This is a genomic window from Brevundimonas sp. TWP1-3 (genome assembly GCF_049896085.1).
Lineage (GTDB): Bacteria > Pseudomonadota > Alphaproteobacteria > Caulobacterales > Caulobacteraceae > Brevundimonas.
The window spans coordinates 92,831-115,592 of record NZ_JAFCTP010000002.1 but is presented as its reverse complement, the minus strand read 5'-3'; the positions used below and the strand labels follow the sequence as shown (position 1 = coordinate 115,592).

Here is a 22,762-nt window from a genome sequence, read left to right as displayed (position 1 = left end):
AAGGCCTATCTTGCTCGACGGCGGGTCTTGCTGCGGCCCACGTCGAAGGCATACATTTCCTCGCGACCTTAATTCACTCAAAGGGATCTGTCCCTGTCCGGGCTCGAGGGCCTGGGCATATGGAGCCCACCTGGCTACCCAGGTTCGAGAGGATTTAAACGCCCTTCACGGTTCTTGCGGCGCCGCCAACTTCTCTCTTTTTTGTGTGCTATCGCTCGCCGCGCGGCGGCTCGCTGCTTGAGCACGTTTGTGCGCTATCTCTCGCAACGCAGTCCCTCCCTGCTGGAGCGCGCGCATCTCGCTTTGTTTGACGCGTCGGATAGGGGTAGCCGAATGATCCAGGACAAGGCCGAATGATCCAGGACAAGCATGAGCTGCGATCCGCTGCACGGGCGGTTCGCAAGCGGCTGGCCGAGGCCGATCCTCTGGCGGCGTCGCGCGCGGCGGATCATGCGGACGCCCTGCCGCCCGCCGAGGTCGTGGCCCTCTATCGCGCCATGGGGTCCGAACTGGACACCGACGCCCTGGCTGTGGCGCTGGAGGCCGCCGGCCGCCGGCTGTGCCTGCCGGTGGTGGTCCAGCGCGACGCCCCGATGGAGTTTCGAGCCTGGTCGCCCGGCGAGCCACTGGAACTGGACGCCGCCGGATGCCCCGCGCCCTTGCCGTTGGCGCAGGTCGTCACGCCCGACCTGATCCTGACGCCCCTGCTGGCCTTTGACGATCAGGGCGGGCGTCTGGGGCAGGGCGGCGGCTATTACGACCGCACCTTCGCCGCCCGCCCCGACGCGCTTCGTATCGGGTTCGCCTACGTCGGACAGAAGGTCGAGCGGCTTGAGCTGGAAGCGCACGATGTCCGCCTGCATGGCGTTCTGACCGAGGCAGGCTATGCGGACTTTGGCATATCCCGTTGACATATACGCTCTCGTCCATCATCGTTTCGAGATGAACGCTCCTTGGAAAGCGCCGCTGAAGGCTTCGATCTTCATGTCCAACCGCTCGCAGGCGGTGCGGTTGCCCAAAGCCGTGGCCTTTCCGGACGACGTGAAAGAACTACGCGTCATACAGGAGGGGCGGAGCCTGCTTCTTGTGCCGGCGGACGCGGTCTGGACCGATTTTCTGGCCGAGCCTGGGATCGATATCTACGAGCCTGAAGATCCGATCGACGATTCCGTCGTGGAATTATGATGCTCCGCTACAGCCTGGACACTAATGTCTGTGTCCGCATCCTGCGAAACAGGCCGTTTCTGAGCGGGCCGCTGGCGGATCGGCTGAACAATGCGGCCGATTCCATTGCGGCGTCGACCATTGTGGCGATGGAGCTTCTGTATGGCGCGGCCGTGTCGGATCGGCCCGAGCAGCGTCGTGAACAGGTCAAAAGATTGCTGGCGCGGATGACCGTGCTTGATTTCGATGCGGCTGCGGCCGAACACGCAGCCGACATCAAGGCTGATTTGAAGAGGCGCGGCGAATTGATCGGTTCAAACGACGTTCTGATTGCGGGGCACGCCCGTAGTCGGGGTCTGATCCTGGTGACGGGTAATCTGCGCGAGTTCGAACGCGTCGAGGGCTTGCGGGTCGAGGACTGGCCCGCCGGTCCCAATGCGCCGAGCGTCAAATGAGACTGGCATTTTTCGGCGACGTCATCGGCAAGTCCGGCCGTGACGGGATCAGCGACCATCTTCCGGGCCTGAAGCGCGATCTGAAGCTCGACTTCGTGGTGATCAACGCCGAGAACGCGGCGGGCGGGTTCGGCATCACCGAGAACACGGCGCGCGAGCTGTTCATGGCGGGGGCGGACTGTCTGACGCTGGGCAACCACTCGTGGGACCAGCGCGAGGCCCTGACCTATATCGTGCGTGAGCCGCGCCTGATCCGGCCGGCCAACTATCCGCGTCTGATGGATGCGCCAGGCGCCGGGGCCAATCTGTTCGAGACCCATTCGGGCCGCACCGTCCTGGTCATGAACGTGCTGGGCCGGGTGCATATGGACCCGATGGACGACCCATTTGGTGCGGTCGAGCGTGAACTGGCCGCCGCGCCTCTGGGCGCCGTCGCCGATGCGGTCATCGTCGACATGCATGCCGAGGTCACGTCCGAGAAGATGGCCATGGGGCATTTTTGCGACGGGCGCGCCTCGCTGGTCGTCGGCACCCACACCCACGTCCCGACCGCCGACTGTCAGATCCTGCCCGGCGGCACGGCCTATCAGACCGACGCCGGCGGCTGCTGCGACTATGACAGCGTGATCGGCAACGAGAAGGAAGAGCCGCTGCGGCGCTTCACCACCCGGATCTCCGGCGGTCGCTACATGCCCGCGTCCGGGCCGGCGACGGTGTGCGGCGTGTTCGTGGAGACGGACGACAGGACAGGGCTGGCGACGCGCGTCGAGCCGATCCGCGTCGGCGGCCGCCTGTCGCAGGCGGTGCCGGTGCTCTAAGGCTTCAGGGGGCTGCCTGGCGGCGCTCGATCAGGGTCCGGCGAATGGCCTGAAGATCGGCAGCGCGACGCTGTGGCGTATGGGTCGCCAGGACATAGGCCTGGCCGGCCTGCGCCAGCGCCAGCCGTTCGTCGGGCGCCGAGATCAGCCGGTCCATCGCCGCCGCCAGCGTCCGGGGCGTCACCGCATCGACATAGAGGGCGTGCGGCCCACTTGCTTCGCGCAAGCCGCCGCGGCCGGAAGAGATCAGGGCTGCGCCTGCCGCATGGGCTTCGATCGCCGTCAGGCCGAACGGCTCGTCCCAGACCGACGGCGTCAGGGCGATGGCGGCCGATTGCATTCGTCGCCGGACCTCGGCCAAGGGCGCCGACTTCAGCACCTCCACCCGGTCGCCATAGGGTTCCAGGGGCGCGACGTGCCGGGCCGCCCAGCGGGCATGATCGTCCCAGTCGTTCAGCATCAGCACGGCGCGCCAGTCGGGATGGGCGTCCAGCACGGCGGGCAGGGCGGCGCACAGGACATCGACGCCCTTCTCAGGCATGGCGCGACCGGCGAAGGAGATGACTGGTTCCCGGTCCTCGGGCGAGGCCAGCCAGGCGCTGGCGTCTATGGGGTTGGGCACCGCGAACGCCCGGTCGTCCAGATCGGGGAAGTTGCGCACGAAGGCGTCGCGCTCGGCTATGCTGACGAAGACCAGGCCGTCCAGACGCTCATAGCGCGCCCTGTAGCGCCAACGGTCGATGGGGTGGCGCGGCGGGCGCAGGGCGTTGTGGCGATAGAGCAGGTGGGGCGTATCGGGCATGGCCTGCTGAACCGCCATCGCCTGTTTCACCTGCTGATGGTGTTCTATCACATCAGGTCGAAAGGCGCGCAGCCGCTCGATCAGGGTGGGCATGCGGATGCGGCCGGGGGGCAGGGCGTCCACGCCGGGAGCATTGTGATCGTCCGCCCCGACGCAGCAGAAGATGCGGGTCTCCACGCCCTGATCGACGCCCGCCATCGTCCGCACGACGGTCTCCATCGAGTTGGGCTGGGCTTCGGAAAAGAGACAGCCCGGAGGGAGCAGGACGGCGGTGCGCAAGGGTGGAATCCGATGGGAGAGGCTGCGCGACCTATAGACCGTTCATGGCGGAAGGGGGACGGTTGGGCTGGGTCAGCCCTTGCGCCGCGCCCTCAGCCGCAGACGCATGGGTTCGCGGCTGCGCAGGGTGATCTGGTGGACCGGTCGGGGTTCGACCGTCGTCAGGGCCTCAACCTCGGCCACGCGCAGGATGGCGGCCAGGGCGATCATCGCCTCCTGGATGGCGAAGGCGGCGCCGATGCAGACGCGGGGGCCGGCGCTGAAGGGGATGTAGGCGTAGCGGTCGATGGACTTGCGGTTCTGGGGCAGGAAGCGTTCGGGCTTGAAGGCGTCGGGGTCGTCCCACAGCAGTTTGTGACGCTGAAGGATCCAGGGGGAGATGATGACGGTGGCGCCGGCCTTGATCGGCTGACCGCCGATCTCGTCGTCGGCCAGGGCCTTGCGGGCCATGGTCGGGGCGGGCGGGAACAGGCGCATGGTCTCGTCCAGCACGGCGCGGGTCCAGGGCAGGGCGTCGGCCCATTTGGGATCGGAGACGTCGAAGGCGTCGGCTTCTGCCTGGAGCCGTGCCAGGTATTCGGGCTGGCGCGACAGCAGGTGCAGGGTCCAGCCGAGAGCGCGGGCGGTGGTCTCGTGCCCCGCCAGGATGAAGGTCAGGATGTTGGAGGCGACCTCATCGTCCGACAGGCCGGGTCCGCCGTTCTCGTCGCGGGCCAGCAGGAGGGCGCTGAGCAGGTCGTCAGGCGGGGCGTCGCCGGATTCAATGCGGGCGCGGCGGGCCTCGACCAGTGTGGTGACGCGCTGTTCGAAGAAGCGGGCCGAGCGGAAACTGGCCAGACGGCCCAGGCGCGGCGCCCAGTCCGGCGCGCCCAGCACGTCCAGCGGATCGATGCGGGCGCCGTTTGCCAGGAATTGATTCAGGGCGCGCTCGAACCCGCGCGCCTCGCCGCCCAGTTCGTCGGAGAACATGGTGGCGGACAGGATGTCGAAGGTCAGGCCTGACATTTCGCTGTCGATATCCAGCACCCGGCCGCGCGCCGATAGGGACCAGCCGGCGACGCGGGCTTGGCAGACCTCGGCCATGCGGGCGTTCAGGGTGGCCATCTTGGCGGGGGTGAACAGGGGGGCCAGGATGCGGCGGGCGCGGCGCCAGGTGTCGCCTTCGGTCAGCAGCAGGCCCTCGGCCAGCATCGGCCCCAGCACACGGCGTTGCAGGTCGCCCTTCTCATAGTTGGCGGCGTTCTCGGTCAGGACGTGGCGGACGCCCTCGGGGTGGCTGACGACCAGGATTTCGCCGAAGGCCGAGTTGCCGTGCAGTTGCGGCTCTGTGAAATGCCGCTCGGACCACATCTGGATCGGGTCGCGCCAGCTGATCCACAGAAAGGGCAGCAGCGACAGGGGCTTGCCCGTCCGCCGGGGCGGTATGGCGGGGCGGAAGATGGTGTCGGCGGTCGTCGCGTCCATAGGACCGTCCCTCAAGCAGATCGCCGGTTCAGCCGGGCGCATCATCCCTTATACGCGCGATCTGGTGCATGCGTTCATGCAGGATCAATGCGAAGTCAACGCGACGGCCGCGCCCTGGCAATGGCGCCGAGCAGCCGCGCCATGTCTTCAGCGGCCAGATCCTTCGTGCGTTGGCTTGAGGCTGCGGGCTTTGAAACCGGGGCCGTCGGCGCTGCGGGAGCCGTTTGAGAGGCTCTCTTCTTTTCGCGCCGCTCGAACAAAAAGCGTTGAAGACCCCAGACGAGGTGAGGCGTCCAGGGCTGGCAGCAGGCGGTTGTCTTTCCCGACTTGTTCAGCAGGCCGGCGACCTCGTTGGGCCGGGTGAAGCCGCTCTTGAAACAGGCGCGGAGCAAAGGGTCGAGCTCGTCCAGAAACGCCTCCTTGGAGCGATCGCGAAAGGCGAAATGCTTCAGTTCGTCTCTGGTGATCTGTGACGGCTGGGACGACGGGCTTCCGGCACGCCGCTCCGGCTTCTGCGCCCGGGCGCGTCCAGTCGGCGCCGCCTTGGCCTTGGAGGGACCAGCCCGTTTTCCACCGCCGAGAGAGGGTCCCTTGCTCATCCTCAGTTGGCCGGTGCGGAGGTCGGCGCCCAGGCCTTCATTTCGGCGATCTCGCGCGTCTGGGTATCGACGACGCTCTGGGCCATGCGGCGGATTTCGGGGTCGCGGCTGTCGCGCAAGGCGACTTCGGCCATGGCGACGGCGCCTTCGTGGTGGGCGATCATCTTGGCGACATAGGCCTGATCGACGGTCTGGCCGGATGCGGCGGCCATCTTCTCGTGCATCTCGGCTTCGGACGCGGCGAAGGCCTGATCGCCGGGCGTAGGGCCGGACTTGGCGTGACCGGCGTGGCCGGCGGCCTGGGTCTCGGCCGTGGTGCGGGTCGCCGCCGCATGGTTGGCGGCCGATGTGTCGCGCAGCGCCTGCTGCACCGGGTCGCCGCCGCCGTCGCAGGCGGCCAGCAGACCGAGCAGAGCGAGCGGTGCGAGAACGCGGATCATGCGGCGTCGCCCAGCCAGCCCGGCATCCAGCCTTCGTGCCATTCGCGAAGGTGGGCGACGGGGATGCTGAACAGTTCGCCCTTGTCGCCCTTGGAGCCGAAGGCGTCGCCGCCGGCGTGGCCGACGACCGAGGCGTGCAGGCCGGCGGCCTGGGCCTTGGCGATCAGGGCGTCGGCGTCGGGGACGGCGACCAGATAGCGGGCCTGGTCCTCTCCGAACAGGAAGATGTGGGCGTGGGTCGCGCTGGAGGCGTCCAGGGTCACGCCGACGTCCGAGGCCAGGGCCAGGTCGGCGGCGGCGCCGATCAGGCCGCCGTCGGACAGGTCGTGGACCACGGTCAGGTCGCCGGCCTCGATCAGGTCGCGCACGAAGTCGCCGGTCTTCTTTTCCAGCTTCAGATCGACGGGCGGGGGTGCGCCGTCCTCGCGGCCCAGCACCTCGCGCAGATAGATCGACGCGCCCAGTTCGCCGACCGTCTGGCCGATCAGGACCAGAGTGTCGCCCGCCGCCATGGTCGAGAAGTTGGTCACCACGTCATAGTTGGGAAGCAGGCCCACGGCGCCCACGGTCGGGGTGGGCGGAATGGCGACACCGTTGGTCTCATTATACAGGCTGACGTTGCCTGAAACGACCGGGAAGACCAGTTCGCGGCAGGCTTCGGCCATGCCGTCGATGGCGCGGACGATCTGGCCCATGATCTCGGGGCGCTGCGGGTTGCCGAAGTTCAGATTGTCGGTGATGGCGATCGGGCGCGAGCCGACGGCGGTCAGGTTGCGCCAGGCCTCGGCCACGGCCTGTTTGCCGCCCTCGTAGGGGTCGTTCTGAACGTAGCGCGGGGTGCAGTCGCTGGTGACGGCCAGACCCTTGTCCGTGCCGTGGACGCGGACCACGCCGGCGTCGGCGCCGGTGGCCGAGTCCTGAAGCGTGTCGGCCATGACGTGGCGGTCGTACTGTTCCCAGATCCAGCGCTTGGACGCCATGTCGGGGCAGGCGATCACCTTCATCACCGCATCGGCCCAGTTTTCGGGCGCGGGGACGTCGGCGGGGTTCAGTCGGGGATGCAGTTCCGGCTGGACCCAGGGGCGGTCGTACAGGGGCGCGTCGTCGAACAGGGGCGCCAGGGGCACGTCGCAGACGGTCTCGCCGTGATGCTTCAGCACCAGACGACCGGTGTCGGTGGTGACGCCGATGGTGGCGGCGTCCAGGCCCCATTTCTTAAAGATGCGTTCGCCGTCGGCCTCGCGGCCGGGCTTGAGGACCGCCAGCATCCGCTCCTGGCTTTCCGACAGCATCATCTCATAGGCGGACATGCCCTCTTCGCGCTGGGGCACGGCGTCCATGTTCAGCTCGATGCCGACGCCGCCCTTGCCGGCCATCTCGACCGAGGACGAGGTCAGGCCGGCCGCGCCCATGTCCTGGATGGCGGCGACAGCGCCCGAGGCCATCAGTTCGAGGGTCGCCTCGATCAGCAGCTTTTCGGCGAAGGGGTCGCCGACCTGGACGGTGGGGCGTTTTGATTCCGACTCGTCGTCGAACTCGGCTGAGGACATGGTGGCGCCGTGGATGCCGTCGCGGCCGGTCTTGGAGCCGAAATAGACCACCGACAGACCGGCCGAGGGCGCGGCCGAATAGAAGATGCTGTCCGACTTGGCCAGGCCGACGCACATGGCGTTGACCAGGATGTTGCCGTTGTAGCCGCAGTGGAAGTTGGTCTCGCCCGCCACGGTCGGCACGCCGACGCAGTTGCCATAGCCGCCGATGCCCGAGACGACGCCCTTGACCAGGCGCTTGGTCTTCTCGTGCGAGGGATCGCCGAAACGCAGGGCGTTCAGCAGGGCCACCGGCCGGGCGCCCATGGTGAAGACGTCGCGCATGATGCCGCCCACGCCCGTCGCCGCGCCCTGATAGGGTTCGATGTAGGAGGGGTGGTTGTGGCTCTCCATCTTGAAGATGCAGGCGTCGCCGTCGTCGATGTCGATCACACCGGCGTTCTCGCCCGGCCCGCAGATGACGCGGTCGCCGGTGGTCGGGAACTTGCCCAGGTGGATCTTGGAGGATTTGTACGAGCAGTGCTCGGACCACATGACCGAAAAGACGCCCAGCTCGACATGGTTGGGCTCTCGGCCCAGCCGGTCGAGGACGACCTGATATTCATTCGGGGCCAGGCCGTATTCGGCGGCCAGTTCGGCCATCGTTTTGACGGGGGTCTTTTCAGGAGCGCTCATGGGCGGCGCTTCTAGCCGCAGATGGGCCAAATGTCAGCCCGCACGGCGCAAGATCGGGGAACATCGAACAACGCGAACGGTTGATTCAGGCGACAGCCACAGGAGCCGACCATGACCGACACCCCCATCGACCCCGCCGCAACCCCGCAAGACGACGACCTGCCTGAGATCGCCGCTGACGACGCCGGCGCATCCGCCCTGGCCGAAAGGGCCCAGAAGCAGGCCGACGACACCGAGGAGGATGCGGCATGAGCAAGCCCCACACCGACCGCATCACGCCGGCCTCGGGCCAGCAGATGGACCGTTCGAACGATCCCGAAACGACCGCCGAGATGGACGCCGCCGCGCCGGAGGCCGCAATGGCCAGCCGACGTCAGCGTCTGACCGGCTCGGCAGTCGGGGTCGGCAGCGTCGGTTTCGATGAAGACGGCGCCTTTGACGTCGGCGCCGACGATCACGAGCCTCAGGACGACGCCGTCACCGACACGCCGAAACCCTGAGCCTTAGCGGGCGCGTTCGATGCCCGGCCGCAGGCGGAAGGTCAGCAGCAGCCCTCCGATCAGCAGGACGATGGCGCCGGCGAGGGCGGTGAAGGCGACGGCGGGCTTGTCCGCCTGTTCGGCGACGAAGGCGCCCAGCAGGCCCCAGGCTGTCGGCAACGGATAGGCCATGGTCCTCAGAACCGCCGTCACCGCCAGGGCGACGACCACGACCGCCACGATGGCGACGATGGCCCACAGGCTGGGCGACAGGGCGGCAGGCAGGGCGTCGAAGGCCGTCACCGTCGTGATCAGGTTCAGCGGCGCGGCGACCGTCAGCCAGCCGGCCAGAGCCGCCAGGGGCCAAACCAGCAGGATACGCTCGCGGTCCATCAGCCGCAGCGCGCGGATATGGCCCGACACCGCCAGCAACGGCAGCAGCAGGGCGATCAGCGAGGCGAAGATCACGGCCACGCTGGCGGCCTTCAGGTTCATGGCCGCCACGATGATCCAGAAGCCGATGCCGAAGAAGGCGACGGCGGACGGCAGGCCCATCCGGTTGAGCAGCGGGCTCTCGCCGGTCTGCGGCAGGGCTTGACGGATCGCATAGGCCAGGACGCCGACATAAATCAGACCCCAGATCGAGAAGGCGTAGCCGGCGACCCGCAGGGTGGTGTTGCCGTCGGCGGCGAATTCGGCCTGGGTCAGTCCCAGACCGGCCAGGTTCTGCACCAAGGGCACGACGATGGCGAAGAGGGCGGCGGCCAGGACGACCAGGCGCCGGGTGCGCTGGCGCGGTGTGGGGCGGATGATGGAGGACATTCGGGTTCCAGTGCGACGCTTATCGGCCCTTTACGCGCCGGACCGCCAGAAGGTTCATCCATCACGCTATAAAAGTGAAGCTTGCATTGGCGTTCGGCGGCCTCATCCTGTGGGACATGATCATCAGGGCTCGCCTTCTCTGCCTGTGCCTCGCCGCCTTCGCCGTCCTTGCGGTGGCGGGCGAGGGGCGGGCGCAAACCGTCTCGACCCTGACGACGCCGGTCCAGACGGCATGGACCCGCGTCCGTTCCGCCCCGACGCCCGCGCAACAGGCCAATGAGGTTCGGGGTTTCATGGCGGCTCTGGCCTCGGCCAATGGTCGACCGACCCTGCCGCCGCTGGATGCGCGCGACATCGCCTCGGGTCGCGTGGTCTCCCTGGACGACCCCGTCCTGCTGCAACGCCCCCAGGCGCACGAGATCACCCTGACCGTCGGCGGCCAGTTCCTGATCTTCCGCCCCCTGTCGCGCGCCAGCCTGGAGCCGTTTTTCGGTCGATAGGAACAATCGCCGCGACCGAACGGTTGTCAGGGGCAGCCTTCAACACAGGAAGACCCCATGGCCGATCTCGACACCGACAACCACACGCCCTCGCTCGAAAAAGAGGTCGAAGCTAACCGGGCCATCGAACAAGGCCTCGGCGTAGGCGCCCGCGAACTGGCCGCCCAGCGTGAGGCTGGTGAAAAGGCGTTCGACGACGCAGACGAAGACGACCAAGCTGCCGACCTTTCCGACGGTCGGTCTCAGATTAAGGACATCTAGACGGGCTTAGGGCTCGACCTTGAAATTGACCGAGAAGCGGACCATTCGGCCGGCCAAAGTCAGGCCGGCCGCCGAGGCTTCATCCGACAGTTCCAGTCTGGCCCGCGGCAACGAACGCTCGACGGCCTTCCACAAGTCGTACCCTGCCGGCTGCTCGCTTTCGGTTTGGCATTCGGTCAACTGACCCGAGGCTGTCAGGACGCATGAGAGCGCGACATAGCCTTCGAGCGGCATTCTGCCACCAACAGGATTTGGAAAAACCGGTCGGGGCATGGTTTGCCACCGTACTGTGTTGGGCAATCCGTCTTGGCCATTGCCGTCGATTTCATCAGCCCGAGCTTCGCGGGGATCCACCATCGGCCGTCCGCAAGCGGTCAAAGTCTGCTCTATAGCCGTACTGGAAGGATCGAGATCCATGACATAACGCGTGCGCGGGCCGTTGCTTGTGGCAGGCACAATGACCTGAAGCTTGCCGCCCTTGGCCAAATCGCGGGCGACAACGGCGGGAATGCGGCTAAAGGCGGTGTTACGTTGTGTGCCTACAGTCCAGACTGAGGTGTAGGGTTCTTCCTGATCGCCCGCCTGGATTCCCAGTTCACGCGAGGTCGAGCTTCTTGTTGCCTCGGGCAGCCCCGTGATCAGCACATCGTAGACGCCATCGACGCAACGCGCGGCAATGGCAAGACCCGAGGTGAAGTCGATCGTGGCCATTACGGCCTTTCGCTCAGGAACGGCCGTCAACGTCCAGTCCTCGCCTTGTGAGGGGCTTTCTTGAGCCAGTACTGGTGTCGCTGTGGCGAGCGCTAAGAAAGTGGCGGTGAGTCGAAGAGAACTGCGCATGGGCACAATCCGCCCTAACTTCAGATTGCCGTCAAGCCGCCGCGTAGATGCTCCGGAACAGCGTCGCGCCGTCGGCGGAGCCCAGTTCGGCCTCGAAGGCGCGGTCGGGGTGGGGCATCATGCCAAGGACGTTGCCGCGCGCATTCTGGATGCCCGCGATGTCGTTGACCGAGCCGTTCGGGTTGTCGACGTAGCGGAAGACGACCTGGCCCTCGCCCTCGATCCGAGCCAGGGTCTCGGCGTCGGCGAAGAAGTTTCCGTCGCCGTTGCCCTGGGTCATGGTCACTTCGGGCTGGCCCTGATAGCCGGCGGTGAAGCGCGTCTGGCCGTTGGCGACGGTCAGGGCGATGTGCTTGCAGACGTATTTCAGCCCCTTGTTGCGCAACAGGGCGCCGGGCAGCATTCCGGCCTCGCACAGGATTTGGAAGCCGTTGCAGATGCCGACCACGGCGACGCCCTCGTCCGCCGCCTTCTTGACGGCCTGCATCACCGGCGATTGGGCCGCCATGGCGCCGCAGCGCAGATAGTCACCATAGGAAAAGCCGCCGGGAATGATGATCAGGTCCAGGCCCGAAGGCAGTTCGGTGTCTGCATGCCACACCATGGAGACGGACTCGCCGGTGGAGCGTTCGACGGCGACCTTGCAGTCGCGATCACAGTTGGAACCGGGGAAGACGATGACGGCTGCGCTCATGGCGCGGCCCTTTAGCAGGGTTCTTTTGGCTTGTCAGGCCGTCACGCGCGCCCGACCCGTCAGCCAGGCGACCAGGAAGATGGCGAACCCGCCCAGCGACAGGCCGACGCCGACCCAGGCGGTCGAGGTCCAACCGTAACCCGCCGCGATGGCCATGCCGCCCAGCAGGGGGCCGATGGCGTTGGCGGTGTTGAAGGCCGAGTGGTTCAGGGCCGCCGCCAGGGTCTGGGCGTCGCCGGCGACATCCATCAGGCGGGTCTGCAACACGGAGCCCAAGCCGCCGCCTCCACCGATCAGGAAGACGACGCCCATCACGGCCCAAAGATTCGACGCCGCCATGGGATAAAGGGCCAGAGCCGCAGCGCTCCACAGCAAAAGGCCGCCCGCCGCCTTGAACCCCACATGGTCGGCCGCCCAGGCGCCCAGAATATTGCCCAGGAACATGCCGACCCCGAACACGGCGAAGACCCAGGGCAGGACCTCGGCCCCCACGCCCGTCACGGCCTGCAGCGTCGAGGCCAGATAGGCATAGACCGCGAACATGCCGCCGAAACCGACGGCGCCGACACCCAGGGTCAGCCAGACCTGCCCGCGCTTCAGGGCACCCAGTTCGCGCCAGGGACTGGCGTCGGCATGGGCCGGATCGCGCGGGGCGAACAGTGCGACCAGGGCCATGGTGATCACGGCCAGCACGCCCACGATGGCGAACGTCCAGCGCCAGCCATAGGCATGGCTGATGATGTTGACGACGGGCACGCCCAGCACCGTCCCGACGGTCAGTCCCATCAGGATGGTCGAGACCGCCCGGGTGCGGAAATGCAGCGGCACGATGGAGGCCGCGACCAGGGCCGCCACGCCGAAATAGGCGCCGTGCGGCAGGCCGCTGAGGAAACGGAACACCAGCATCCAGCCATAGGTGGGCGCCAGCGCGCTGAGGACATTGCCGACGGCGAACAGGGCCATGAAGCCGATCAGCAGATGCCAGCGCGGCAGCCGCGCCCCCAGCACCGCCAGGATCGGCGCCCCCACCACCACTCCGGCGGCATAGGCGCTGATGACGTGACCAGCGGTCGGCGCATCGACGCCCAGGCCGGCGGCGAAGTCGGGCAGGATGCTCATGGCCGCGAACTCGGTCACGCCGATGGCGAAACCGCCCATGGCCAGGGCGACCAGCACGAGGGCGACCGCCCCGCGCGAGCGGACAGGAAGGGCGGTGTCGAGGGCGGCGTCTGTCATGTTGCACTGCAAACTAATCAGCGTTCATGACACGACAAGGGCGAAGCCGCCCGACAGCGATCACGCTTTGTTTTCGTAGGTCGCGGTGATCGAGGCCTTGGCCAGGGTGTGGAAGTGCAGGTTGAAGCCGAACACGGCGCCCGAGTTGTCGGCCGTGACGTCCAGGCTTTCCACATCCACGGCGAAGACGGTGAAGATGTAGCGGTGCGGACCATGGCCGGGAGGCGGGGCGGCGCCGCCGAAACCGGCCTGGCCGAAGTCGGTGCGGCCCTGAATGGCGCTGTGCGGCAGATGCCCGCCAGACGATCCGGCGCCAGCCTCCAGCTCCGTCACGTCTGCGGGGATGTTGGCGACGGTCCAGTGCCAGAACCCCGAGCCGGTCGGCGCGTCGGGATCATAGCAGGTGATCGCATAGCTCTTAGTGCCCTCCGGCGCGCCGGACCAGGCGAGGTGAGGCGATTGGTTGCCCTTGGCGTGAACCTGGGCGTCCGGTAGCACGCCGCCGTCCTGAATATCGGTGGAGGTGAGGGTGAAGGTCATGGGCGCTCCGTCAATCAAGCCGTCTGCTAAACTGGCGTCGATGTCGAAGGATGCAACCGTCTCCTCCCCATGAAATGGGGAGGAGACGGCAGAGTTTACGCCGCCTCGATGCGGTAGCTTTCGATCACCGTATTGGCGAGCAGTTGCTCGCACATCTTCTTGGCTTCGCCTTGCGGGTCTTCGGCGCCGGCGAGGTCGAACTCGATCAGCTTGCCGACGCGGGCGTTCGAGACGCCGGACCAGCCCAGACCTTGCAGGGCGCCTTCGACGGCCTTGCCCTGAACGTCCAGGACGCCGGGCTTGAGGAAGACGTGAACCTTGACCTTAGCCATCAGTGCAGCCCTCCCTGGATCACCGTCGGCATGCCCTTCATGATGCCCAGGCGACGCGCGACTTCGGTATAGCTTTCGATGACATTGCCCAGGTCGCGGCGGAAGCGATCCTTGTCCAGCTTCTCGCCGGTGGTGGTGTCCCACAGGCGGCAGCTGTCGGGGCTGATTTCGTCGGCCAGCAGCACGCGGCTGAAGTCGTTTTCCCAGACGCGGCCGAACTCGATCTTGAAGTCGACCAGGGTGATGCCGACCGCGCTGAACATGCCCGACAGATAGTCGTTCACGCGCACCGTCATGGCCAGCATGTCGTCGAGTTCTTGGGTCGAGGCCCAGTTGAAGGCGGTGATGTGCTCTTCGGTGACCATCGGGTCGTTGAGCTCATCCTTCTTGTAGTAGAATTCGATGATCGAGCGGGGCAGGGGCGTGCCTTCCTCGATGCCCAGGCGCTGGCTCATGGAGCCGGCGACGATGTTGCGGCAGACGACTTCCAGCGGAATGATCTCGACTTCACGGATCAGCTGCTCGCGCAGGTTCAGGCGTTTGATGAAGTGGTTGGTCACGCCGATGCCGTTCAGGCGCGACATGATGAACTCGCTGATCTGGTTGTTGACCACGCCCTTGCCTTCGAGGACGGCCTTCTTCTGCGCGTTGAACGCAGTGGCGTCGTCCTTGAAATACTGGATCAGGGTGCCGGGCTCGGGTCCTTCGTACAGGATCTTGGCCTTGCCTTCGTAGATCTTCTTGCGCTTGCTGTTCATGGTCCGGTCCCGGCTTACGGGCGCCCTCCAGAAACAAAAATCGCGCGGCCATTTTTGGATGGGGAAGACCCGGTCCTGGCGGCGCGTTTCGGAATCGTTCGGGCAGTCAATCTCGTTCGGCGTCTCCTTAGCCGAAGGCGGCCCCCGATACAAATGAGGATGGCGACGGATGGAATGGTTGGGGACAGGGCGCGTGTGCGACTGAAGTCAGGTTGCGTTCATGGACGGGCGGTCTATAGACGGCGCTTGCCCCGACGTTAGCGGGGTGGACGGAGCTTTGCTGAGCGAAATGACGACCTTCGACGATCGGGAAAAGGCCTTCGAGGCCAAGTTCGCCCTCGATCAGGAGCAGGAGTTCAAGGCCATCGCCCGGCGCAACCGGATGCTGGGCCTGTGGGCTGCCGAAAAGATGGGCCTGTCGAGCGAGAGCGCGGATCAGTACGCCGCCGCCGTCGTGCGAGCCGATTTCGAGCAGCCTGGCGACGAGGACGTGTTCCGCAAGGTCGCCGGCGACTTCAAGGCCTCCGGCCTGTCCGTGTCGGAAGGCGAGATTCGCTCCAAGATCGACGAACTGGCCTCGATCGCCCGTGAAGGCATTCGCGCCGGCGAATAGGTTTCAGGCCTTCGGGCTAATGAGAGAATTCGAAAGGGCCGCACCCGGGGGAAAGTGCGGCCCTTTCTTTTCGCCGGGGACGTTGGGGGATGTCTCACCCGGCGTAGTGTGCGTCTCGCGCCCTTGAAGAACACGAGCGCCGAGATTTGGTTTCAGGCGTTTCCGCCCGAAACCAAATTATTTTTTACGGCATCAGAACCGTGTCCACGACGTGGACCACGCCGTTGGACTGACCCACGTCGGCCTGGGTGATCGTGGACGTGCCGCCCTTGGCGTCGGTGATGACCCAGGTGTTGTTCGGGCCGGCCGAAACCTTCAGTTCTTCGCCCTGAACCGTCTTCAGCGTGGCGGTTCCGCCGTTGGCCTGGGCCTGGGCGGCGATGTCGGCGGCCGTCAGACGACCGGCGACCACGTGATAGGTCAGGATCTTGGTCAGGTCGGCCTTCATCGCCGGCTGCATCAGGCTGGTGCGCGTCGCCTCGGGGATCTTCTCGAAGGCGGCGTTGTCAGGCGCGAAGACGGTGAAGGGGCCGGGCCCCTGCAGGGTCTCGACCAGACCGGCGGCGGTCACGGCCGACACCAGGGTGCTGAGGTTCGACGCCTTGGACGCATTGGCGACGATGGTTTCGTTGGGGCTCATGGCGGCGCCGCCCACCATCGGATCGGTTGCGGGGGCCATGGCGGCGCCCTCGGCCGGAGCCATGGCGGTCGATTCCGCCGGAGTCGTGGCGGCCGGCTCGTTGTTGCCGCAGGCGCCTAGCGCCATCAGCGCGCCGCCCGATACGGCGACGAGCATGAGATTGCGAAGATTGGTCATTGTGTTTCGTTCCCTTTGGGCCGCTCTCAAGGCGGTAACGGGAACGTTACGCGCGAAACCGCACAATGGATGCACTGCCCGCGTCAAGACATCGCAGCTTCACCATTCAGTCTTCGAACACCACCGTCTTTGTGCCGTGCAACAAAACGCGATCCTCCAGATGACGACGCACGGCGCGCGCCAGGACGCGGCGCTCGATATCTCTCCCTTTGCGGATCAAATCTTCGGGCGTGTCGCGGTGGCTGATCCGCTCCACGTCCTGTTCGATGATGGGGCCTTCGTCCAGGTCGGGGGTGACGTAGTGGGCGGTGGCCCCGATCACTTTCACGCCGCGCGCATGGGCCTGATGGTACGGCCGCGCGCCCTTGAAGCCGGGCAGGAAGGAGTGGTGGATGTTGATGCAACGTCCCTCCAGCTTGCGACTGAGGTCGTCGGACAGAATCTGCATATAGCGCGCCAGCACGACCAGTTCGGTCCCCGTCTCCTCGATCAGCCGCAGCAGTTCGGCCTCCTGCCCCGGCTTGTCGGCGGCGCTGACCGGCAGGTGGTGGAAGGGCAGATCGCCCAGATCGACATGGCCGATCAGTTCGCGGGGATGGTTCGACACGACCGCCGTCACCTGCATTGGCAGTTCGTCGATGCGCCACCGGTAAAGCAGGTCCGCCAGGCAGTGATCGAACTTGGAGGTCAGGATCATCACCCGGCGCGGCGCCGGTCCACGCAGGGTCCAGTCCATGGCGAACCGCTCGGCTAACGGTGCGAAGGCTGCGCGGATCGCCGCCTCTGGGTCGCCTTCCGCCGGCTCGAACACCACCCGCATGAAGAAGGTGGCGCTGGAGGCGTCGCCGAACTGTTGGGCGTCGGAAATGTTGGCGTCCCGCTGAAGCAGGAAGGCGGAAACGGCCGCGACGATGCCGTGGCGGTCGGGGCAGGAAAGGGTCAGGATCATCAGGCGGCAGGCTTATCCGGGGAGAAACTGCCCCAGTATGGCCCAGCTGTCCGCCTTTGCCGACAAGGATATTGCATGAGCCGGGCTGGACGACGGCAGATCGACCAAGGCGATGCTATCCAGATCGCTCAGAATGCGCCGTCCGAGTTTGGCCGCCAGCCCGCCGTTGAAGGCGACGGCTCTCAGCTCCGGCAGGCTTTCGACCAGACCCCGCAAGTCGGCCGCCTCCGGCGACCGGATCGCCACGTCCAGACTGCCCGACCGTTCCGCCGAGGCGATTACGTCCCACAGACCGACGCCTCGCGCCTTCAACCGTTCGAGGCGTTGCTCATAGGGCAGGGCGGTCAGGTCTTCGTCCAGCACGCCGCCGATCAGGGGCCAGAAGCCGTTGCGCGGATGGGCGTAATACTGCGCCGCCTTCAGCGAGGCGTCGCCGGGCAGGCTGCCGAGGATCAGCAGGCGGGTCTCCCCATCAACGACGGGGGCGAAGCCCTGTCTGCGGTCGCCGGTCGAGCGGTCGGTCACTTGACCGGCGGATCGTCGCGCAGCCAGCCGGTGATCGAGCGGCGCTTGCCGCCGGCATAGGCGGCGACCGGGGCGACGGAGTGCATTCGTGGCGTCTTGAACACGGTCCAGACGTTGAAGCCCGGCTTGAAGCCGCGCTCGATGTCTCCGTTCGCGTCGTGGAACATTAGTTGCCCGCCCCAGTCGGGCCGCCAGTCGCGCGACAGGCCCAGCGTATAGGCCGCGCGCCGTTCGCCCACGCCCGTGTCGTCATGCTGGGTCAGGAAGTCGCCGGGCCGGAACCAGGTCGCCTGGGCGTCGATCTTGGTTACGCCAGTCTCGCCTGTCACCGCCTTGGCGAAGGTGGTGAAGGGAATGTCGTTAAAGAACTGCAGCAGGGCATGGGTGGCGTGGCCCTCGTCCTCGCCGGTCAGCAAGGTCGTGATGATCGGATAGGCCAGGTAGAGGAAGGAGAAGCCGTCGCGCGCCTCCGCCAGTGCGTGCTGCACCTTGGCGCTCAGGGCGTCGCGTCCGAGGGTCTGCATCTCCTGGGGCGACAGCAGCTTGCCGCCTTCGGGGGTCTTCAGCGACAGGCGCCAGGCCGTGTCGTGTTCAAGCGCCAGGTCCAGCCATTCGGCGCTGGCCTCGTCCAGCAGATCTGGCACCTGCACCATCCCGTCGCGCGCATAGGCCGCCGCATAGTCGCGGGGATCGAGCCGGGGATTGAGCCGGATCGTGCGCTCGCTCATGGCCTCAGTCTCCGAACACCCGCTTGAACACCACGTCCACGTTCTTGGTGTGATAGTCGAGGTCGAACAGGGCTTCCAGCTGGTCGGCGGGCAGGGTGACGCGGTCGTCGGCCTTCAGGAAGTCGATGAAGACGCCTTCGCCGCGCCAGACCTTCATGGCGTTCTCCTGCACCGCAGCATAGGCGTCTTCGCGCGAGATGCCGGCCTGGGTCAGGGCCAGCATGACCCGTTGCGAGTGAACCAGGCCGCCCAGGCGGTCGATGTTCTTCTGCATGTTCTCAGGATAGACGTTCAGCCGCTCAACCACATTCGCCAGACGCTGCAGGGCGAAGTCCAGGTGGATGGTGGCGTCCGGGCCGATGCCGCGCTCGACCGAGGAGTGGCTGATGTCGCGCTCGTGCCACAGGGCGACGTTCTCCATCGCGGGCGTCACGGCCGAACGGACCAGACGGGCCAGGCCGGTCAGGTTCTCGGTCAGGATGGGGTTGCGCTTGTGCGGCATGGCCGACGAGCCCTTCTGGCCCTTGTCGAAGAACTCTTCAGCTTCCAGCACCTCGGTGCGCTGCAGGTGACGGATCTCGACGGCGAGGCGTTCGACGGAACTGGCGACGACGCCCAGGGCGGCGAAGAAGGCGGCGTGGCGGTCGCGCGGGATGACCTGGGTCGAGACCGGCTCGACCTGAAGGCCCATCTTGTCGGCGACATATTGCTCCACCGCCGGATCGACGTTGGCGAAGGTGCCGACGGCGCCGGAGATGGCGCAGGTGGCGATCTCTTCCTTGGCGGTGATCAGGCGGCGTTTGGCGCGCTGGAACTCGGCATGATAGCCGGCTAGCTTCAGGCCGAAGGTCACCGGCTCGGCGTGGATGCCGTGGCTGCGGCCGACGGTCGGGGTGTATTTATGCTCCTTGGCGCGTTTCTCCAGCGCGGCCAGGACGCGATCGACGCCGTCGATCAGCAGATCTGACGACCGGGCCAGCTGGACCGCGAAACAGGTGTCCAGCACGTCCGAAGACGTCATGCCCTGGTGCAGGAAGCGGGCTTCCTCGCCCACGATTTCCGACACATGGGTCAGGAAGGCGATGACGTCGTGTTTGGTGGTGCGTTCGATCTCGTCGATGCGGTCCGCGTCGAAGGTCGCGTCCTTGCCCTTGGCCCAGATGGCGTCCGCCGCGTCCTGGGGGATGACGCCCAGCTCGGCCATCTTGGTGGCGGCGTGGGCCTCGATCTCGAACCAGATCTTGTACTTGGTCTCTTGCGACCAGATGGCGGCGGCGACGGGGCGGGAATAGCGCGTGATCATGGGCCGGTCGTGTCGGTCTCAAGGGGCCCCGAGTCAAGGTTGGTCGTCAAGGTTCGTCGCTTGACTTCGGGCCGGCCTGTCCCAGATATCGGCTCAGAGGACGACCTCTCCCTTCATCGGGCATGACCGCCGGGACGACCCGGATCGCCATGCAAGGGAGACCATCATGGCCTGGATATTCCTTCTTTTCGCCGGCCTGCTCGAAGTCGTCTGGGCATTTCTGATGAAGGCGTCGGCGGGTTTCACCAAGCCGTGGCCGACCGTCGGCATGCTGGTCTTCATGATCGGATCGTTCGGCCTGCTGTCGATGGCGATGAAGACCCTGCCGCTGGGCACGGCCTACGCCATCTGGACCGGCATCGGGGCGGTGGGCGCCTTCGTGGTCGGGGCGGTCTTCCTGGGCGAGCCGCTGACGCCGCTCAGGATCGCGGGCGTGGTCCTGGTGGCCTCGGGACTGGTTGTGCTGAAGCTGGCGTCCAGCCATTGATGGTCGCCACGTTTCCAAGGTGAGGACGACATGGAACTGGTGATCGGCGACAAGGCCTATTCGACATGGTCGCTGCGGCCCTGGCTGGTGCTGAAACACTGCGGCGCGGCGTTTGACGAGATCGTCGTGCCGCTGAACCAGCCGGAAACCGATCGCCGCCTTCGTGAGCATTCGCCATCCGGCCTCGTGCCGGTGTTGAAGGTCGACGGCGAGGTGATCTGGGACTCGATGGCCATCGCCGTGTGGGCGGCGGAACGCTATCCCGAGGCGCGGCTGTGGCCCGCCGACGCCCATGCGCGCTGGCTGGCGCGGTCCGCGGCCTGCGAGATGCACGGGGGTTTCAGCGCCTTGCGGACCGCCTGTTCGACGGGGCCCGATCACTGGATGGTCGGCCCCAGCCGGGCCCCCGCGCCGCAACATCCGGGATTGGACAAGGATCTGCGCCGCATCGTCGAACTGTGGCGGGGCATGCGGGACCGGTTCGGGGGCGGCGGGCCCTATCTGTTCGGAGAATGGTCGGTGCCTGACGCCTTCTTCACGCCGGTCGCGGCGCGCATTCGCCATTTCCAGCTGGATATGGCGATCCACGGCGACGACGGGACGGCCCAGGCCTATGCCGACACGCTGCTGGCCCATCCCGACTTCCGTCAGTGGGAGGCCGACGCCTTGGCTTCGACGATGGCTTAACGGGCGACAACCATCCCGGCTGACGCTGCGTTAAGCGGACGCCGTTATCTGTGAGGAATGAGAAGCCCGACCCTCCCGACCGATCCGGCCGAACCCGCTTCGCGCGGCATTCATCCGGTGATGGGCTATGGCCTGACGGCCCTGATCGGCGCGGCCTTCTGGGCCAGCCTCCTGTTTACGGTCTTCTAGCGCGCACCGGCGACGGTGGTCGCTTCGGCGATCAGCACCGGCTGCGTCTGGGGCGGCGGCGCGACATAGTCCAGAGCCATGGGCACGGACCGGGCGCCCGAGGCCAGGGCGTCCAGCGTCTTCAGCGGGCCGCCGAACAGGCGTTGATAGATCCAGTAGCTGGCCATGACCTTCTCGACGTAATCGCGCGCCTGGGGCACGTCGATGGTCTCGATCAGCAGCAGGGGATCGGCGTCCGGCCCAAGCTTGCGCACCGCCGACAGCATCGGACCCGGCCCGGCGTTGTAGGAGGCCACGGCCCGCAGCAGGTCGCCCTGGAAGGCCGGCAGGGCCAGCATCCGGTTGATGTAGGTCTGGCCCAGTCGCATGTTCACCGCCGGGACCAGCAGCTTGGACGGGTCGGAAACGAAGGTGCGATCCCCCGTCATCTCGGCCGCCGTCGTCGGCATCACCTGCATCAGCCCATAGGCGCCGACGCTGGACCGGGCGTTGGGGTTGAAGTCGGTTTCCTTCAGCGCCAGGGCATAGACCAGCGACTTCTCGATGACGAAGCCGCCCTCGGGCGCAAGGTCCGGCATCGGATAGCGGGTCGCGTCGATGCGCGTGGCGTCCGCATTGCCGACCGGCATGATGGCGCGGGCCAGGGCCGTCCACATCTTGGCAGCATCGCCGACGGCGGTGCGCAGGCCCGAACGCAGCTCGGTCTCGGCGTCGGCGCGGCGTCCGACCTCATAGAAGGCGACGGTGCGTTTGGCGCGGGCGTCGGCCTGGACGAAGGCTTCCAGCGCGGTCGGTTCGACGGCGGCGCTCTGCGGCACATAGGCGGCGCGGCGCAGGCGCGGCTCGGCCTCATAGGCGCGCGGGCCCATGTTCTCGATGACGGGTTCCTCGCCCAGCTGACGCAGGGCGATCTGACCATAGAAGGTGGCGGGCCACTGGGCCGACAGGCGCAGATAGTCGGTCACACGATCCTGGCGGCCCGACTGGCCGGCCGCGCGCGCGGTCCAGTAGGCGGCGCCGGCGCGGACCCAGGGGTCTTCGGTCGGATCGTTGGCCACCCGCTCGAAGGCGGCGAAGGATTCGTGGAACTGGCCCAGGCGCCATTCGGCCAGGCCGACCGTCCACCAGTCGCCGATCTGGCGACCCATGGCCGAGGCGCCGGTCAGGTCGTCGTTGTTGTAGGCGACGCGCGCCGCCTTCGCCGGATCGTCGACCCCGCCGCCGCCCGAGACAGCCGTCACCAGACTGTTCCAGGTGCGTCCGATCACGCCGCCGGGCCGAACCGGCTCGGGCGCGCCGTCGGGGCGACGACGCAGGGCCAGCGTATAGACGCGGTCCGCGCACGGCAGGTCGGAATAGGTCTCCAGCCAGGCCGTCAGCTCTTCGTAGGTGGCGACGTGGTCGGGGTGGAACAGGCTCTCGAACTCGACCTGACCCAGCAGGACCCGGTCCTGCGCCTGACGCGCCGAGGCGCGGGCGGTCTCGATGTCGCCGCGCCGCAGGGCGTCGAAGGCGGTGGTGTAGGAGATGCGGTCCGCAGAGCTGAGCGCCGAGAGCCGATTGGAACCGACGCTCGATTCGGAGGTTGATGCGTAAGGCGTTTCGGCGATGGCCGCGCCCGCCAGGGCGCTGAAAGCAACAGCAAGCGTCGGCGCGAGGAACGCGCGGCGGAACAGAAACATAAGCGGCGGCCCCCTCGTTGGCGACGCGCGTAAGATACGGGCGCGTGTATGGCGATCGGTCGTCAGCATGCCAG

General features: G+C 66.8%; 30 protein-coding genes and 1 other RNA gene. 13 read left to right on the top strand and 18 right to left on the bottom strand.

Annotated features, from left to right (window positions below; translation table 11 throughout):
- Positions 1–24: 24 nt before the first annotated feature.
- From ssrS to ACP693_RS12555, 5 genes are all read left to right on the top strand, one after another.
- A non-coding RNA gene (ssrS, locus tag ACP693_RS12575) (6S RNA) lies at positions 25–187 on the top strand.
- A gap of 166 nt (positions 188–353) precedes the next feature.
- Positions 354–911, top strand: coding sequence for a 5-formyltetrahydrofolate cyclo-ligase (locus ACP693_RS12570; protein ID WP_426019871.1), 558 nt, complete (start codon positions 354–356; stop codon positions 909–911).
- 31 nt (positions 912–942) lie between these two features.
- Positions 943–1,185, top strand: a complete 243-nt coding sequence (vapB, locus tag ACP693_RS12565) for a type II toxin-antitoxin system VapB family antitoxin (RefSeq protein ID WP_426019870.1) — start codon at positions 943–945, stop codon at positions 1,183–1,185.
- The gene (locus ACP693_RS12560; protein WP_426019868.1) at positions 1,185–1,619 is read left to right on the top strand and encodes a PIN domain-containing protein; all 435 of its coding nucleotides are present in this window, start codon (positions 1,185–1,187) and stop codon (positions 1,617–1,619) included. The genes vapB and ACP693_RS12560 overlap by 1 nt, the downstream gene beginning before the upstream one ends.
- Positions 1,616–2,437, top strand: coding sequence for a TIGR00282 family metallophosphoesterase (locus tag ACP693_RS12555; RefSeq protein ID WP_409713531.1), 822 nt, complete (start codon positions 1,616–1,618; stop codon positions 2,435–2,437). Before ACP693_RS12560 ends, ACP693_RS12555 begins: the two co-directional genes overlap by 4 nt.
- Before the next feature lie 4 nt (positions 2,438–2,441).
- Here the strand turns inward: ACP693_RS12555 and ACP693_RS12550 are convergent, their stop codons facing one another.
- The 5 genes from ACP693_RS12550 to purL all read right to left on the bottom strand — a co-directional run bounded on the left by ACP693_RS12550 (position 2,442) and on the right by purL (position 8,246).
- The gene (locus ACP693_RS12550; protein ID WP_426019866.1) at positions 2,442–3,518 is read right to left on the bottom strand and encodes a glycosyltransferase family 4 protein; all 1,077 of its coding nucleotides are present in this window, start codon (positions 3,516–3,518) and stop codon (positions 2,442–2,444) included.
- Positions 3,519–3,590: 72 nt separating this feature from the next.
- Entirely contained in the window at positions 3,591–4,982 is a 1,392-nt protein-coding gene (locus tag ACP693_RS12545; RefSeq protein ID WP_426019864.1) for a cytochrome P450, read from the bottom strand.
- A 95-nt stretch (positions 4,983–5,077) separates the two neighbouring features.
- Positions 5,078–5,581 (bottom strand): hypothetical protein, encoded by a 504-nt coding sequence (locus ACP693_RS12540; protein WP_426019863.1) that lies wholly within the window; start codon positions 5,579–5,581, stop codon positions 5,078–5,080.
- 2 nt (positions 5,582–5,583) lie between these two features.
- Positions 5,584–6,021, bottom strand: coding sequence for a DUF305 domain-containing protein (locus ACP693_RS12535; RefSeq protein WP_426019861.1), 438 nt, complete (start codon positions 6,019–6,021; stop codon positions 5,584–5,586).
- Positions 6,018–8,246 carry a phosphoribosylformylglycinamidine synthase subunit PurL gene (purL, locus tag ACP693_RS12530; RefSeq protein WP_426019860.1) on the bottom strand — a complete coding sequence of 743 codons (2,229 nt, stop codon included), beginning with the start codon at positions 8,244–8,246 and terminating at the stop codon, positions 6,018–6,020. Before purL ends, ACP693_RS12535 begins: the two co-directional genes overlap by 4 nt.
- A gap of 111 nt (positions 8,247–8,357) precedes the next feature.
- Here purL and ACP693_RS12525 point away from each other — a divergent pair, with 111 nt between their 5' ends.
- Complete coding sequence (locus tag ACP693_RS12525; RefSeq protein ID WP_426019858.1) at positions 8,358–8,498, top strand: hypothetical protein; 141 nt, start codon at positions 8,358–8,360, stop codon at positions 8,496–8,498.
- Positions 8,495–8,746, top strand: a complete 252-nt coding sequence (locus ACP693_RS12520; RefSeq protein WP_426019857.1) for a Tat pathway signal protein — start codon at positions 8,495–8,497, stop codon at positions 8,744–8,746. The genes ACP693_RS12525 and ACP693_RS12520 overlap by 4 nt, the downstream gene beginning before the upstream one ends.
- Before the next feature lie 3 nt (positions 8,747–8,749).
- Here the strand turns inward: ACP693_RS12520 and ACP693_RS12515 are convergent, their stop codons facing one another.
- Positions 8,750–9,547: a hypothetical protein gene (locus ACP693_RS12515; protein ID WP_426019855.1), complete on the bottom strand. Its 798-nt coding sequence runs from the start codon at positions 9,545–9,547 to the stop codon at positions 8,750–8,752.
- 74 nt (positions 9,548–9,621) lie between these two features.
- Between ACP693_RS12515 and ACP693_RS12510 the strand changes: the two genes are divergently transcribed.
- Positions 9,622–10,047 carry a hypothetical protein gene (locus ACP693_RS12510; RefSeq protein ID WP_426019853.1) on the top strand — a complete coding sequence of 142 codons (426 nt, stop codon included), beginning with the start codon at positions 9,622–9,624 and terminating at the stop codon, positions 10,045–10,047.
- A 57-nt stretch (positions 10,048–10,104) separates the two neighbouring features.
- Positions 10,105–10,308: a hypothetical protein gene (locus ACP693_RS12505; protein ID WP_426019851.1), complete on the top strand. Its 204-nt coding sequence runs from the start codon at positions 10,105–10,107 to the stop codon at positions 10,306–10,308.
- A 6-nt stretch (positions 10,309–10,314) separates the two neighbouring features.
- Here ACP693_RS12505 and ACP693_RS12500 read toward each other — a convergent pair whose 3' ends face one another.
- From ACP693_RS12500 to purC, 6 genes are all read right to left on the bottom strand, one after another.
- Positions 10,315–11,019 carry a hypothetical protein gene (locus tag ACP693_RS12500; protein WP_426019849.1) on the bottom strand — a complete coding sequence of 235 codons (705 nt, stop codon included), beginning with the start codon at positions 11,017–11,019 and terminating at the stop codon, positions 10,315–10,317.
- Between the two features lie 160 nt (positions 11,020–11,179).
- Positions 11,180–11,842 (bottom strand): phosphoribosylformylglycinamidine synthase subunit PurQ, encoded by a 663-nt coding sequence (gene purQ / locus ACP693_RS12495; protein WP_426019847.1) that lies wholly within the window; start codon positions 11,840–11,842, stop codon positions 11,180–11,182.
- A 33-nt stretch (positions 11,843–11,875) separates the two neighbouring features.
- Positions 11,876–13,078: an MFS transporter gene (locus tag ACP693_RS12490; protein WP_426019845.1), complete on the bottom strand. Its 1,203-nt coding sequence runs from the start codon at positions 13,076–13,078 to the stop codon at positions 11,876–11,878.
- A gap of 60 nt (positions 13,079–13,138) precedes the next feature.
- A complete protein-coding gene (locus ACP693_RS12485; RefSeq protein WP_426019844.1) occupies positions 13,139–13,618 on the bottom strand; it encodes a YbhB/YbcL family Raf kinase inhibitor-like protein in 480 nt (159 codons plus the stop codon).
- A 95-nt stretch (positions 13,619–13,713) separates the two neighbouring features.
- Positions 13,714–13,950 (bottom strand): phosphoribosylformylglycinamidine synthase subunit PurS, encoded by a 237-nt coding sequence (purS, locus tag ACP693_RS12480; RefSeq protein ID WP_066550016.1) that lies wholly within the window; start codon positions 13,948–13,950, stop codon positions 13,714–13,716.
- A complete protein-coding gene (gene purC, locus ACP693_RS12475; protein WP_135194926.1) occupies positions 13,950–14,708 on the bottom strand; it encodes a phosphoribosylaminoimidazolesuccinocarboxamide synthase in 759 nt (252 codons plus the stop codon). Before purC ends, purS begins: the two co-directional genes overlap by 1 nt.
- Positions 14,709–14,997: 289 nt before the next feature.
- Between purC and ACP693_RS12470 the strand changes: the two genes are divergently transcribed.
- Complete coding sequence (locus ACP693_RS12470) at positions 14,998–15,321, top strand: DUF1476 domain-containing protein (protein ID WP_426019842.1); 324 nt, start codon at positions 14,998–15,000, stop codon at positions 15,319–15,321.
- Positions 15,322–15,505: 184 nt separating this feature from the next.
- Here ACP693_RS12470 and ACP693_RS12465 read toward each other — a convergent pair whose 3' ends face one another.
- The 5 genes from ACP693_RS12465 to purB form a co-directional block, all read right to left on the bottom strand.
- The gene (locus ACP693_RS12465) at positions 15,506–16,138 is read right to left on the bottom strand and encodes a fasciclin domain-containing protein (RefSeq protein WP_135194928.1); all 633 of its coding nucleotides are present in this window, start codon (positions 16,136–16,138) and stop codon (positions 15,506–15,508) included.
- Positions 16,139–16,244: 106 nt separating this feature from the next.
- A complete protein-coding gene (purU, locus tag ACP693_RS12460) occupies positions 16,245–17,087 on the bottom strand; it encodes a formyltetrahydrofolate deformylase (RefSeq protein ID WP_426019838.1) in 843 nt (280 codons plus the stop codon).
- A gap of 12 nt (positions 17,088–17,099) precedes the next feature.
- On the bottom strand, positions 17,100–17,612 hold the full coding sequence (locus ACP693_RS12455) for a DNA-deoxyinosine glycosylase (RefSeq protein WP_426019836.1): 513 nt from the start codon (positions 17,610–17,612) through the stop codon (positions 17,100–17,102).
- The gene (locus ACP693_RS12450; protein ID WP_426019834.1) at positions 17,609–18,340 is read right to left on the bottom strand and encodes a 2OG-Fe(II) oxygenase; all 732 of its coding nucleotides are present in this window, start codon (positions 18,338–18,340) and stop codon (positions 17,609–17,611) included. The genes ACP693_RS12455 and ACP693_RS12450 overlap by 4 nt, the downstream gene beginning before the upstream one ends.
- Positions 18,341–18,344: 4 nt before the next feature.
- Positions 18,345–19,643, bottom strand: coding sequence for an adenylosuccinate lyase (gene purB / locus ACP693_RS12445; RefSeq protein WP_426019833.1), 1,299 nt, complete (start codon positions 19,641–19,643; stop codon positions 18,345–18,347).
- Between the two features lie 166 nt (positions 19,644–19,809).
- Here purB and ACP693_RS12440 point away from each other — a divergent pair, with 166 nt between their 5' ends.
- The 3 genes from ACP693_RS12440 to ACP693_RS12430 are packed head-to-tail and all read left to right on the top strand — an operon-like array spanning position 19,810 to position 21,006.
- A complete protein-coding gene (locus ACP693_RS12440) occupies positions 19,810–20,130 on the top strand; it encodes a DMT family transporter (protein ID WP_426019832.1) in 321 nt (106 codons plus the stop codon).
- A gap of 30 nt (positions 20,131–20,160) precedes the next feature.
- Entirely contained in the window at positions 20,161–20,817 is a 657-nt protein-coding gene (locus ACP693_RS12435) for a glutathione S-transferase family protein (RefSeq protein ID WP_426019831.1), read from the top strand.
- Between the two features lie 57 nt (positions 20,818–20,874).
- A complete protein-coding gene (locus tag ACP693_RS12430) occupies positions 20,875–21,006 on the top strand; it encodes a hypothetical protein (protein WP_426019829.1) in 132 nt (43 codons plus the stop codon).
- On the opposite strand, the gene ACP693_RS12425 is transcribed toward ACP693_RS12430, so the two are convergent.
- Positions 21,003–22,688, bottom strand: a complete 1,686-nt coding sequence (locus ACP693_RS12425) for a lytic transglycosylase domain-containing protein (RefSeq protein ID WP_426019828.1) — start codon at positions 22,686–22,688, stop codon at positions 21,003–21,005. The two genes, ACP693_RS12430 and ACP693_RS12425, sit on opposite strands and share 4 nt — an antisense overlap.
- Positions 22,689–22,762: the final 74 nt, after the last annotated feature.